Annotated in this window: 12 protein-coding genes; 5 read left to right on the top strand and 7 right to left on the bottom strand. The window is 62.7% G+C overall.

All coding sequences use genetic code 11. The features are described 5' to 3' along the window. The first annotated feature begins 246 nt into the window (after positions 1-246). Positions 247-1,161 carry a UDP-3-O-acyl-N-acetylglucosamine deacetylase gene (gene lpxC, locus NTU39_RS23885; protein ID WP_150666594.1) on the top strand — a complete coding sequence of 305 codons (915 nt, stop codon included), beginning with the start codon at positions 247-249 and terminating at the stop codon, positions 1,159-1,161. Positions 1,162-1,276: 115 nt separating this feature from the next. On the opposite strand, the gene NTU39_RS23880 is transcribed toward lpxC, so the two are convergent. Next, positions 1,277-1,744 carry a DciA family protein gene (locus NTU39_RS23880; RefSeq protein WP_150666593.1) on the bottom strand — a complete coding sequence of 156 codons (468 nt, stop codon included), beginning with the start codon at positions 1,742-1,744 and terminating at the stop codon, positions 1,277-1,279. Between the two features lie 305 nt (positions 1,745-2,049). Between NTU39_RS23880 and secA the strand changes: the two genes are divergently transcribed. The 4 genes from secA to NTU39_RS23860 all read left to right on the top strand — a co-directional run bounded on the left by secA (position 2,050) and on the right by NTU39_RS23860 (position 7,918). Next, positions 2,050-4,860 (top strand): preprotein translocase subunit SecA, encoded by a 2,811-nt coding sequence (gene secA / locus NTU39_RS23875; protein WP_150666592.1) that lies wholly within the window; start codon positions 2,050-2,052, stop codon positions 4,858-4,860. Positions 4,861-5,041: 181 nt separating this feature from the next. Further along, complete coding sequence (gene argJ / locus NTU39_RS23870) at positions 5,042-6,271, top strand: bifunctional glutamate N-acetyltransferase/amino-acid acetyltransferase ArgJ (protein WP_039393336.1); 1,230 nt, start codon at positions 5,042-5,044, stop codon at positions 6,269-6,271. Positions 6,272-6,522: 251 nt separating this feature from the next. Continuing rightward, on the top strand, positions 6,523-7,404 hold the full coding sequence (locus NTU39_RS23865) for an ATP-binding protein (protein WP_046289863.1): 882 nt from the start codon (positions 6,523-6,525) through the stop codon (positions 7,402-7,404). A 79-nt stretch (positions 7,405-7,483) separates the two neighbouring features. Further along, complete coding sequence (locus NTU39_RS23860) at positions 7,484-7,918, top strand: NUDIX domain-containing protein (protein ID WP_373275334.1); 435 nt, start codon at positions 7,484-7,486, stop codon at positions 7,916-7,918. A 135-nt stretch (positions 7,919-8,053) separates the two neighbouring features. Here the strand turns inward: NTU39_RS23860 and yacG are convergent, their stop codons facing one another. From yacG to NTU39_RS23830, 6 genes are all read right to left on the bottom strand, one after another. After that, positions 8,054-8,248, bottom strand: a complete 195-nt coding sequence (gene yacG / locus NTU39_RS23855) for a DNA gyrase inhibitor YacG (RefSeq protein WP_150666590.1) — start codon at positions 8,246-8,248, stop codon at positions 8,054-8,056. A 4-nt stretch (positions 8,249-8,252) separates the two neighbouring features. Next, positions 8,253-9,008, bottom strand: a complete 756-nt coding sequence (gene zapD / locus NTU39_RS23850; protein ID WP_039393327.1) for a cell division protein ZapD — start codon at positions 9,006-9,008, stop codon at positions 8,253-8,255. Positions 9,009-9,183: 175 nt separating this feature from the next. Then, on the bottom strand, positions 9,184-9,798 hold the full coding sequence (coaE, locus tag NTU39_RS23845) for a dephospho-CoA kinase (protein WP_150666589.1): 615 nt from the start codon (positions 9,796-9,798) through the stop codon (positions 9,184-9,186). Then, the gene (locus NTU39_RS23840; RefSeq protein WP_257958730.1) at positions 9,795-10,655 is read right to left on the bottom strand and encodes a prepilin peptidase; all 861 of its coding nucleotides are present in this window, start codon (positions 10,653-10,655) and stop codon (positions 9,795-9,797) included. The genes coaE and NTU39_RS23840 overlap by 4 nt, the downstream gene beginning before the upstream one ends. After that, positions 10,652-11,878, bottom strand: a complete 1,227-nt coding sequence (locus NTU39_RS23835) for a type II secretion system F family protein (RefSeq protein WP_257958729.1) — start codon at positions 11,876-11,878, stop codon at positions 10,652-10,654. Before NTU39_RS23835 ends, NTU39_RS23840 begins: the two co-directional genes overlap by 4 nt. A 150-nt stretch (positions 11,879-12,028) precedes the next feature. Continuing rightward, the gene (locus tag NTU39_RS23830; RefSeq protein ID WP_257958728.1) at positions 12,029-13,183 is read right to left on the bottom strand and encodes a GspE/PulE family protein; all 1,155 of its coding nucleotides are present in this window, start codon (positions 13,181-13,183) and stop codon (positions 12,029-12,031) included. Positions 13,184-13,208: the final 25 nt, after the last annotated feature.

Genomic DNA, 13,208 nt, shown 5'->3' with positions numbered 1-13,208 from the left:
TCGCAGTGGCCGGGGTGCCCCGAAAAATTTATGGGCGCGCAAGTCTATGGCCTGACGTCTAAGATGAAAAAGCCGATTTTCGCAAATACGTCATTTCGTCTCGCGATATAGGCGAGGGACAATCCGATGGGGCAACATCCGGAATGTTTGGTAACGAAGCGTTGTGTTTGTGGCACAGCGATGAAGGCGCCGATCTGATATAATTCGATCTATGATCCATAGCGTCTGATAGTTTTAATAAATAGAATGCTTAAGCAGCGCACTCTCAAATCCATCGCCAAGACAGTCGGCATCGGCTTGCACTCCGGTCGCAAGGTCGAGCTGTCACTGCGTCCGGCGCCGCCCGATACGGGCATTGTCTTCTGCCGTACCGATCTGAATCCTCCTGTAGAGATTCCGGCGTCGGCGATGGCGATTGGCGACACGCGTCTTGCGTCGGTGTTGCAGAAGGATGGTGCGCGGGTGTCCACCGTGGAACACCTGATGTCGGCATGCGCAGGGCTGGGCATCGACAATCTGTACGTCGACGTCACCGCCGAAGAAATTCCGATCATGGACGGTAGCGCTGCCACGTTCGTTTTCCTGATCCAGTCGGCGGGCATCGAAGAGCAGGCCGCTGCCAAGAAATTCATCCGCGTGACGAAGCCGGTCGAGATTCGCGAAGGCGACAAGCTTGCCCGTCTCGATCCGTACGACGGCTTCAAACTCAAGTTCACCATCGACTTCCGTCACCCGGCCGTGGATCGCACGGGCCAGGCGCTTGAGGTCGATTTCGCTGAGACGTCCTACGCGAAGGAAATCGCGCGTGCGCGCACGTTCGGTTTCGCGCATGAAGTCGAAATGCTGCGTGAGCTGGGGCTTGCGCGCGGCGGCAGCATGGACAACGCGATTGTGCTCGACGAGTACCGCATCCTGAACAACGACGGGCTGCGCTACGATGACGAGTTCGTGAAGCACAAGATGCTCGACGCGATCGGCGACCTGTATGTGATCGGCCACCCGCTGCTGGCGTCGTACACGGCGTACAAGTCGGGCCACGGTTTGAACAACCAGCTGCTGCGCGAGCTTCTCGCACAGGAAGCGTACGAAATCGTCACGTTCGAGCGCGCAGAAGACGCCCCGCGCGGCTTCCAGTTCGAACCGCAGACACAGTTCGCGTAAGCGACGCAAACCGTCATGCTGCATGACGGGATGTAACAAAAAGAAAGCGCCGGTGATCCGGCGCTTTTTTATTTGACGCGCGAGCTAAATCGGCGTTTGCAATTGCGAGGGATGTTCAGGGTTTGCGCGTACCGCCGTAAGAGTGACGGGCGACGAGCCGCGCGAGCGCGTCGCGCAGCGGAGACGGCTCCAGGGCGTCGCGCAGATCGCGCAGGCTCACGAGCCCCTGACGCGACAGCAGGGCCTCCTTGGGGGGCTTCTGAGGCTCGGGCGTGGCGATGCTCACTCGGATCTTGATCGAGCGGATGAGCCATCCGCGTGTCGCCAGTCCGTCGATCAGCGATGGCGTTTGCTGACGCAGACGCGCCGCCAGCGCGTTATTGCTCACCAGGAAGACGAGCGCCCCTTCACGCGGCGGCGCAAGCCTCACGCTGCCGCTGAGAGCGGCGGGCAACAGCGCGTGAACGTCACGCTCCAGACGGCCGAGTTGTTCGGCGGCGACCAGCAGCGATCCGGCACCGTCGGATGCGGATAACAGGTCGGTCAGAGGGCGGGCAACGCGAGGTGCTTTGGGTCGTTTCATATGATGAGACAGAAGTCACCGCATATTTTACCCCGCCATCGGGCGTCGCCTCGTCCCGCCCCCTGAAAGCCCCGGTTTGTTGACGTTGGGTGCCTTCGGGAGGTGCCACGTCAGCATGCTAGAATCCATTTTTCAGTACAGGTATCGAACCGGCGTGCGGCTAACGTGCCAAACACCGGTGACCCGCAGCGCGCAGACGCTCGGGCGGATCGTTACTCATGGGGCACAACTCCGGGGTAAGGTTTTCCGTCAGACGACAGACTGCGCGATTGCGAACGACATTTGCCGCCCTAACCAGTGATCCGATGATTCCCGGTCTTCTTAAAAAAGTATTTGGCAGCCGCAACCAGCGGCTCATCAAGCAGTACCAGAAAACCGTCACGGCGATTAACGCCCTCGAGCCGCAAATCGCCCAACTGAGCGATGAGCAACTGCGCGGCAAGACTGAGGAATTCAAGCAACGTATCGCCCAGGGGGCGAGCGTGGATTCGTTGCTCGTCGAAGCCTTTGCCGTGTGCCGCGAGGCGGGCAAGCGCGTCCTCAAGATGCGTCACTTCGACGTTCAGCTGATCGGCGGCATGGTGCTGCACTACGGCAAGATCGCCGAAATGCGCACGGGCGAGGGCAAGACGCTCGTCGCCACGCTGCCCGCCTACCTGAATGCGCTTTCGGGCAAAGGCGTGCACGTTGTGACCGTCAACGACTACCTGGCACAGCGTGACGCCGAGTGGATGGCGCGTCTGTACAACTTCCTGGGTCTGTCGGTGGGTATCAACCTGTCGCAGATGCCGCACGACCAGAAGCAAGGTGCTTACGCGGCCGACATCACGTACGGCACGAACAACGAGTTCGGCTTCGACTACCTGCGCGACAACATGGTCTACGAGACCGAGCAGCGGGTGCAGCGTACGCTCAACTACGCAATCGTCGACGAAGTGGACTCGATCCTGATCGACGAAGCCCGCACGCCGCTGATCATCTCCGGTCAGGCTGAAGATCACACCGAACTGTACGTGAAGATGGATCGCCTGCCGGCGATGCTCGAGCGTCAGATCGGCGAAGAGAAGTCCGATGGTACGGGCGTCGAAGTGCCGGGCGACTACACGCTCGACGAGAAGGGTCGTCAGGTATTCCTGACCGAGCGCGGCCATGAGAAGGCGGAGCAATTGCTCGCCGAGTGGGGCATGATCGCCGAGGGCGACAGCCTGTACGCGCCGCAAAACATCACGCTCATGCACCACGTGTACGCCGCATTGCGCGCGCACACGCTGTTCCACAAGGACCAGCATTACGTGGTGCAGAACGACGAGATCGTGATCGTCGACGAATTCACGGGCCGTCTGATGGCTGGTCGTCGCTGGTCCGAAGGCCTGCATCAGGCCGTGGAAGCGAAGGAACGCGTCAAGATCCAGCACGAGAACCAGACGCTCGCCTCGATCACGTTCCAGAACTACTTCCGCATGTACGCCAAGCTCTCGGGCATGACGGGTACGGCGGATACCGAAGCGTTCGAATTCAACGAAATCTACCGTCTCGAGACGGTGGTGATCCCGACGAATCGTCAGCCGAAGCGGATCGACCGTCAGGATCAGATCTACAAGACGGCGAAGGAAAAGTACGACGCTGTCATCAAGGACATTCGCGATTGCGTCGAGCGCGGCCAGCCGGTGCTGGTGGGCACGACGTCGATCGAAACATCCGAATACCTCTCGCAACTGCTCACGCGTGAAAAGCTGCCGCATCAGGTGCTCAACGCCAAGCAGCACCAGCGCGAAGCCGAGATCGTGGCGCAGGCGGGCCGTCCGGGCGTGATCACCATCGCGACCAACATGGCCGGTCGCGGTACCGACATCGTGCTGGGTGGCAACGTCGAGAAGCAATCCGGTTTCATCGAAGCCGACGAAAGCCTGTCGGACGCCGACAAGGCCGCCCGCATCCAGCAGTTGCAGGACGAGTGGCAAGGGTTGCACGAGCAGGTGAAGACCGCAGGCGGTCTGCACATCATCGGCACCGAGCGTCACGAGTCGCGTCGTATCGACAACCAGCTGCGCGGCCGTTCGGGTCGTCAGGGCGATCCGGGTTCGTCGCGCTTCTATCTGTCGCTGGAAGATCCGCTGCTGCGCATTTTCGCGGGCGACCGTGTGCGCGCGATCATGGATCGTCTGAAGATGCCGGAAGGCGAGGCTATCGAAGCGGGTATCGTCACGCGTTCGATCGAGTCGGCGCAGCGCAAGGTCGAAGCCCGTAACTTCGACGTGCGTAAGCAACTGCTGGAGTACGACGACGTTGCGAACGATCAGCGTAAGGTGATCTATCAGCAGCGTAACGAACTGCTCGAAGCGCAGGACGTGTCGGAAACGATTGCAGGCATGCGTCAGAGCGTGTTCGAGGATCTGGTGCGCAACTACGTGCCGGTCGGCACCGTGGAAGAGCAGTGGGACCTGAAGGGTCTGGAGACGACGCTGCGCGAAGAGTGGCAGCTCGATCTGCCGCTGCAATCGCGTATCGAAGGCGCAGAAGAGATCGACGACGAAGACATCCTCAAGGAAGTCATGGATGCGGCCGAAGCGTCGTATGCCGCGAAGGTCGATCTGGTCGGCCGCGAGTCGTTCTCGGGCTTCGAGCGTTCGGTCATGCTGCAAAGCGTGGATTCGAACTGGCGCGAGCATCTGGCGGCGCTGGATCACCTGCGTCAGGGTATCCATCTGCGCGGTTACGCTCAGAAGAATCCGAAGCAGGAATACAAGCGCGAAGCGTTCGAACTGTTCGCGCAGTTGCTCGAGACCATCAAGCTGGAAGTCACGCGCGTCATCATGAACGTGCGCATCCAGTCGCAGGAAGAGCTTGAGCAAGCCACGGAGTCGCTCGACGACAACGCAGGCGGTCTGGTGAACATCGAGTTCAAGCATGACGAACTCGAAACCGTGGGCGGCGAAGGCGAAGTAGACGAAGATGCCGGTCGCCCGGTGGTCGCGGCACTCGCCCAGGCAGCAGGTGCTGCGGGCGTAGCCGGTGCAGCTGCTGGCGCCGACATGCTGCCGAAGGTCGGACGCAACGACCCGTGCCCGTGCGGCAGTGGCAAGAAATTCAAGCACTGCCACGGCAAACTGTCTTAAGATGTGAACGATCGACGCGGCGCCGACACTTTATCGGCGCCGCGTCATTTGTAGCGCCGGTTTTTGAGGGTTCGCAAAGCCCCGAAACCGGCCGCACCGATCAACCGCCGCCCCGGCGGGCTGTCGTGCCGACATCGCCAGGGCGGGTGCTTGAACCCTTACCTCTCGCGGGCGAACCCCCATGGCCGTCAATTTCCCCTCGATCGAAGCCTCCCAACTGCACGCCGTTCCGGGCGTCGAACTGGGCTGGGCCGAAGCCAATATCCGCAAACCGAACCGCAAGGACGTGCTGGTCATGCGACTGGCTGCCGGCAGCACGGTATCGGGCGTTTTCACGACCAATCGCTTCTGCGCCGCCCCGGTGACGGTGTGCAAGGAACATCTGGCCGCCCATGCGGGTATCCGCGCGCTCGTCGTCAATACGGGTAACGCCAATGCGGGCACCGGAGAGCCGGGCATGCTGGCCACGCGCGCGACCTGCGACGCGCTTGCCAAGCTGCTGTCGGTCTCCAGCAACCAGATCCTGCCGTTCTCGACGGGCGTGATTCTCGAGCCGCTGCCGGTCGACCGTCTGGTCGCCGGTCTGCCGCAGGCCATCGCCAATCTTGCCCCGGCGCACTGGTTCGAAGCCGCACAATCGATCATGACGACCGACACGCTGCCGAAGGCTGCCTCGCGTCAGATCGTGATCGACGGCCAGACGATCGTGATGACGGGGGTGAGCAAGGGCGCGGGCATGATCAAGCCGAACATGGCCACCATGCTCGGCTTCGTGGGCACGAACGCCCGTGTGGCACAACCGGTGCTCGACGCGCTGGTGAAGTACGTGGCCGACCGCTCGTTCAACGCCATCACCATCGACGGCGATACCTCCACTAACGATTCGTTCATCGTGGCCGCTACGGGCCAGACCGAACTGCCGGAAATCGCCAGCACGGACACCCCGGCGTTCGCTGCCTTGCGCGACGCGCTGCTGTCGATCTCGCAAGAGCTGGCGCAACTGATCGTGCGCGACGGCGAAGGCGCGACCAAGTTCATCACCGTGACGGTCGAAGGTGGCCGTGACGTGGCCGAGTGCCGTCAGATCGCTTATGCCATCGGCCATTCGCCGCTGGTGAAGACCGCGTTCTTCGCATCCGATCCGAATCTGGGCCGTATTCTGGCCGCCATCGGCTATGCGGGCGTGAATGACCTCGACGTCAGCAAGATCGACCTGTATCTCGACGATGTGCTGGTGGCGCGCGCCGGTGGCCGCAACGCTGACTATCGCGAAGAGGACGGTCAGCGCGTGATGAAGCAAAGCGAAATTACGGTACGCGTAGTGCTGGGTCGCGGCGACGCGGCCGCTACGCTGTGGACGTGCGATCTCTCGCACGACTACGTGAGCATCAACGCGGATTACCGCTCCTGAGACCCGACGCGACGGCCCTGAAGGTCTAGGCCTCCCACAGGAGGCGAGGGCCGTCGGCGCATGGCACCGATGCCTGACCGGCGTCGGCCATGTGCCGGTGGAAGTGAATGAGCGAAGCACGCGAGTCCATCGGAAACAACGTTTGGACTGCCGGACGGGTGGCAAAAGCACCGCGGCGCACAGCGAAGGGAAACGACAACACCTCGAAGCATCGACATGAGCGCCCATGAGCGGCGCGGGGATATCGAAGCATGGACAAACTGGAACAGTTCCTGACGCGCGCAGAAGGCGTGCTGGCCCGGCTGGAGGCAATGCTGCCCCCGGCGACCCCTGAGATCGACTGGAGCGTCGCCACGGCGTTTCGCTGGCGCAAGAAGCAGGGCCGCGGGTTTCTGCAGCCCGTCGCGCACGTCTCCTCCATTACGCTAAGCGACCTGCAGAACATCGAACGTCAGAAGGCGCTGATCGAGCAAAACACGCGTCAGTTCGTGCGTGGCGAACCGGCCAATAACGTGCTGCTGACCGGCGCACGCGGCACCGGCAAGTCGTCGCTGATCAAGGCTTGTCTGAATCAATACGCGTCGGAAGGGCTGCGTCTGATCGAAGTCGACAAGGACGACCTGACCGATCTGGGCGACATCGTCGACTTGATTTCGCAACGTCCGGAACGCTTCGTCGTGTTCTGCGACGACCTGTCGTTCGAAGACGGCGAATCGGGTTACAAGGCGCTCAAGGTGGCGCTCGACGGTTCAGTGGCCGCGCAGTCGGACAACGTGCTGATTTACGCGACGTCCAACCGCCGTCACCTGTTGCCGGAGTACATGAAGGACAACGAGAGCTATCGTCACACCGACGACGGCGAGATTCATCCGGGCGAAGTGATCGAAGAGAAGATCTCGCTGTCCGAGCGCTTCGGCCTGTGGGTGAGTTTCTACCCGTTCAAGCAGGACGACTACCTGACGATCGTCGGCCACTGGCTGCAACACTTCGGCGTGCCGGCAGATCAGACGGAAAGCGCGCGTCAGGAAGCGCTGATCTGGGCATTGGAGCGCGGTTCGCGCTCGGGCCGTGTGGCATTCCAGTTTGCGCGCGATTGGGCGGGCAAGCAGCGAGGCGCGGCACAGGCATCGTAACGATTGGGCGGAAGGCGTTGTCCGGGGATGCCCCGGACCGCGGTTTGCCCGATCCCGAAATTCAGCAATGCGTAGCGATATGACAGATTCGAAACGAACGGCGCCGGACGGGCGTCCGGTCACGGAAGTGGCCGTTGGCGTCATGGTGCGCCCGGATGGCGCGGTGCTACTTGGGCAGCGTCCCGAGGGCAAGCCGTACGCCGGTTACTGGGAGTTCCCGGGCGGCAAGCTCGAAGCGGGCGAGTCGGTGGCGGCGGCGCTCGCTCGCGAGCTGCACGAAGAACTGGGGGTCACGGTCGAGCGCTGCGCGCCGTGGCGCGTCCTCGAACACGACTACCCGCATGCGTATGTGCGTCTGCACTTCTGCAAGGTGACGGCATGGCAGGGCGAGCCGCATGGCAAGGAAGGGCAGGCCCTCGCGTGGGAGCATCCGCCGGTGAGCGTGGAGCCGTTGCTACCCGCTGCGTTGCCGCCGCTGACGTGGCTCGCCGAAGAATTGGCGCAGCGCTCCTGACGCATGTATGACGCCTCCGAGGGCGAGGCGAGGCGAATGCGGGTCAGTTCCGCTGAACCTGGAAATGCAAAAAAGCCGTTTCGATGGATGTCGAAACGGCTTTTTCTATGGCGCCCGGTGCGCGTCCGTCAGCACTTAGCGTTGTGTCGGATCGAGCGGCGATTCCTGAGAGGGATCTTCCGGCGATTCGGACGGGATGGTGTACTTCTCCGCCGCCCACGCACCCATATCGATCTGCTTGCAGCGTTCCGAGCAGAACGGGCGGAATTTGGCTTGCGGACTCCAGACGACTTTCTTGCCGCAGGTCGGGCAGTTCACGACGCTCGTCATTGGCTTACAAATTGCAGAGGGTGAGCAGGAACGGCACGTCGCTGTCGACCGGACGCGGCTTCAGATCGCCGTCCTGCGTCGTGAAGCGCACCCATAGCATGTACTTGTTGGCGCTGGCCTCCGGAATGACGCGAAGGTCGGCGGCGACACGCACCTGCATCAGTTGATAGACGCGGCCGGTGAGCATCTGCTGATAGCTGCCCTGCTGCGCCATCGCCTTGCTGGCATGGCCGGACTCGCGCGCCAGCCCCAGCACGATGCTGATGGCATCGCGAATCGGGAACAGCGGGCCGATCCACTTATCGATGTCGTGACGGCGCTGCTCGGCATCGTTGTGACGCCAGGCGTAATACGACGGCAGATCGAAACGGCAGGTGCCCCCCGGAATGACCGAACGGCTGCGAATGCTGGCAAGCCACTCGTTGTCGTTCAGGTGCTGGCCGGGTTTGCCGGGAATCTGGTTGAGGTTCGCGATGGCCAGCTCGACTTCGCCGATGAATTGTTCGAGCGCGTCGGAGGCGATATCGGGATTGCCGCGATAGGTCTGCAGCGTCTGACGTTGCCGGTCGAGTTCCTTGACCAGCTCGTTCTTCAGATCGGTGCGACCGGCGATGTCGGCAATCTCGAACATCGTGATCAGGGCCGCGTGATGATCGAGCGGCTGATCCTGTCCGACGAAAAAGGCAAAGCGCCCGAACAGCTCTTCTAGCCGAAGCAGCGTGCGAATGCGTTCGTTGAGCGGATATTCGTACAGGATCAAGCGCGTTGGCCCAAAAGTTGGCGCTTTTCAGCGTAATGGCGACATTCTAATGCGGGAATCTGTCGGGTTGCAACGCGAGTGGGCGCTCAATTGGGCACCGAATGCAAGACACCTGCACGAAATGCCTCCCGACATACCTCCAGACATCGGTATTCCGATGTGCCGTGACGCGAAATCACTCGCCGCCGGTCTGTCTGGCGAACTGAAGATAGGCCGCGTGCAGACGGTCGACCTGGGGGGCGAGCGGTGCCTGCTGCGTGTCGTTGTCGATGATGTCGTCCGCCACGGCGAGTCGCTGCGCCCGTGACGCCTGACGTGCCATGATGGCCTTCACCTGCTCGCGTGTGAACCGATTGCGCGACATGACGCGAGCAATCTGCGTCTCCTCGGTGCAATCGACAACGAGGATGCGCTGCACCCGCTCACGCCATGTGCCGGACTCGACTAACAACGGCACGACGAAAATCAGATAGGGCCCTTCGGCTTCGGCCGCAGCACGCTCGCACTCCGTGCGTATGAGCGGATGGGTGATTGCCTCCAAACGGGCTTTTGCGGCGTTGTCCGAGAACACCGCTTCGCGCATGCGCGCACGGTCGAGTGAGCCGTCAGGTGCAACGAAGGCATCGCCGAAGTCCCGGCGGATCGCGGGCATCGCCGCACCGCCCGGGGCGGTGATGCTGTGCGCGATGGCGTCGGTATCGATGATGGCGATGCCATGCGTGGCAAACAGATTGGCGACGGTCGTCTTGCCGCTACCGATGCCGCCGGTCAGGCCGATGGCGTAAGTCATGGAGTTCCTCCGATCCAGAGCATGAGGCTGTCGCCACCGAAGAGCGTGACGACACCTGCGGCCGCAAGAAACGCGCCGAAAGGAAACATCTGATCGCCGCGTAAGCGTCCCATCAGCCATGCGCTGCCCGCAATGACAATAGCGAGCACGCACGCGACGAGCAGAATTTGCGGTAGCGCCGTCCAGCCGAACCACGCACCGAGCGCCGCGAAAAGTTTGAAGTCGCCGAATCCCATCCCTTCACGACGTCGTATCCACCAGTACACCCAATACATCGCCCAGAGACTCATGTAGCCCGCTGCCGCGCCGATGACGGCCGACGGCAGGCTGGCAAACCAATGACCGAGGTTACAGAGCAATCCGGCCCAAAGCAGCGGGAGCGTGAGGATGTCGGGCAGCAGCTGCGTGTCGTGATCGATGTAGGCAAGGGCGATCAGCGTCCAGACAAGTCCGAGCGCGCCGACGCTCTGCCATGTCGGCCCAAAGCGCCAGGAGATGGCGACACTCAGCGCGCCGCTGAGCAGCGCGAGTTGCCATCGGCGCGACGGTGCGGGGTCGGACAGTGCGACGGGCAGGTTGACCGCGCCGACGCCCGACATCTCGCTGGTCGAGGCAAGCGCAAGGGGGGAGAGCTGGGGGGATGCGGCAGGCAGGGCGTGGGTGTCCGAGCTTTCGGCGGCCTGCAATTCTTCGAGCCATGCGCGCTCGATGGCGGCAGGCACCCGTCGCACGACGACATCGATGAGCAGTCCGGCAATCACGCCGGAAACCGCAAACAATGCGAGACGCCAGTGGGGAGAGAGTTGCGCGAGCCAGTCGACGAGAAGCAGCTCGGCGTAGCCATTCATGGCGTTCATGCGACACCGTATCCGAGTTGGAACATCGGCAGGTACATGGCGAGGACCATGCCGCCGATCAGCAGGCCGAGCAACGTAATCATCATGGGTTCTAGCGTTGCGCAGGTACTGACCAGCGCATGAGACGCTTCCTCGTCGAGCAGGCCGGCGGCCTGATTGAGCATGCGCCCGAGTGTACCCGATTCCTCTCCAATGACGACCAGTTGCGCCACGGCCAGCGGCCAGTGTTCGTCGCCCTCCAATGCCGTCGCCAGACGCTCGCCCCGGGCCACTTTGCGATGCACGTCGTGCGCCGATCGCTGCATCACGAGATTGCCGCAAGCGCTGGCGGCGGCGTCCATGGCGTCGGGCAGTGCGACACCGGCGTCAAGGAGCGTGCCGAGGGTTCTGGCCCATCGCGCGGCGCTCATCATCCGAAGAATCTTGCCTACGCCGGGTAGCCGCAGCAACAGCCGGTCGCGATGACGTCGCAGCGATAAACTTCGCCGCAAACCCGCAGCGACGACCAGTCCGGCGGCGCCTGTGCTCGCCAACACCCAGTGACCGTTGTCGAGCGACGCGCGTGAGGCGTCGATGAGCCAGCGGGTCAACGGCGGCAACGGCACGCCACCGCCGGCAGCACTCGCGAATAGCCGCTCGAACTCCGGAATCACCCATTGCAGGAGCGCGATGACGACGGCGATGGCCACCGCCAATATGGTCAGCGGATAGGCGAGTGCGCGTTGAAGTTTGTCGCGAACGCTTTGCAAGTGATCGTACTGTGCGCTCAGCCTTGCCAGCGTCGGGCCGAGCTGGCCGCTCAGTTCGCCCGCCGCGATCAACTGACAATCGACGCTGCTGAACCGACGGCTGGCATGCGCCATCGCCTGCGCGAGCGGATGTCCGAGGGCGACATCCTCGGCGATGGTGGCGGCCAGCCGTTTGAGGCCGCGTGTGTGCGCACCTCTGGCGAGCACGTCGAGGGCGGCGCTCAGTGGCACGCCTGCGCCGAGCAATGTCGCAAGACGTCGCACGAGGTCGGTCGCGTCTGCTGGGCGTGTGCGTGCGGCAGATGAGTGGCGGCGCTGCGGACGCAGTTGTGTGACGGCCAACTGCGGATGCCGATGTCGCAACGCCAGTCGGGCGGCTGACTCGCCGTGAGCGATCACGTCTCCGTGAAGACGCCGTCCGTCGGCGTCGCGGCCTTGCCATCGCCATCGCTGCAAATGTGTCGATGTCGTCATGCGGCACCTACGCCCGACATGATCGGTGGTCGCCATTGGCGGGGCAGTGGCGCATGCTGTGTGTCGTCGTTCGCATCGCCGCCTTGAAGACCTTCTGCCCACTTCATTGGCGGTATGCGCACTGTGTCGCGTGTTCGCATCTCAGTGGCATCAAACGGGCAGCGTCGCATCGACATCCTCCTGAGCGACAGCGCCTGCATCGACATGCCACAACCCGGCTTCTCTTAGCGTCATGACGCCTTCGCTGCGCGCCTGCGCCGCCAGCTCGTGCGGACTGCGTGCCTTTGCAATGTTGATCGCCTGCGTGGCGCTGATCGGCATCACCTGAAACGCGCCGATGCGCCCTGTAAAACCGGTGTCGTGACAGCGCATGCAGGTGTCCGTGCGGTCCGTTGCCGTCTTCGTTGTGCCGGACGGCTCGCACCCGGCCGGGCATCGTCGCCTGAGCAGGCGCTGTGCGCTGACCAGCAGCAACGTCGACGACAGATTGAACGGGGCGACGCCGAGATCGAACAGCCGCGCGAGCGTGCTTGGCGCGTCGTTGGCGTGAACGGTGGCAAACACAAGGTGACCGGTCTGCGCGGCCTGTATGGCGATTTCGGCGGTCCGTGCATCGCGAATTTCGCCCACGACGAGGACGTCTGGATCCTGACGCAGAAACGCACGTAAGGCCGTTGCAAAGTCGAGACCGGCGCGTTCGTTGAGATTGACCTGCGTGATACCGGCCAGGCGAATTTCCACCGGATCTTCGATGGTGACGATGTTGCGCGACGCATCGTTCAGACGTCGCAGGCAACTATAGAGCGATACGGTCTTGCCGCTGCCCGTCGGGCCTGTCAGCAAGATGAGGCCGTGCGGCCGGGCAATCGCCTGCGTGAGCGCGAGGTATTGCACCGGCGAATAACCGAGACCTTCAAGCGAGAGGGGGACTTTCGCGCCATCGAGCAGGCGCACCACCAGTTTCTCGCCGTGCAGGGTGGGGAGCGCACTCACGCGGCACTCGACCGGTTCGCCCGCTTCGCGCCACACCATGCGTCCGTCTTGAGGCAAGCGCTTTTGTGCGATGTCGAGATTCGCGAGCACCTTCAGACGCGAGACCAACATGTCGCGCGCTGTCAGCGGAACGTCGTCATGCTCTTGCAAGCGGCCATCGATACGCAGGCGTACCCGAAAGCGCTGCGCCATCGGTTCGAAATGGATATCGGAAGCGCCTGCACGAATCGCTTCGCTCAGTATTCGCTCAAGGCGTTGCAGTGGCGTGGTGGACGGCAGGGCGTCGTCGGAGGCGATGGATTGACGCGGCATGACAGGATTCGGCGAGAGCTGGGTG

The organism is Pandoraea commovens, from assembly GCF_024704525.1.
GTDB lineage: Bacteria > Pseudomonadota > Gammaproteobacteria > Burkholderiales > Burkholderiaceae > Pandoraea > Pandoraea commovens.
The sequence above is the reverse complement of the archived record's forward strand: the minus strand, read 5'-3'. Positions and strand labels throughout refer to the sequence as shown.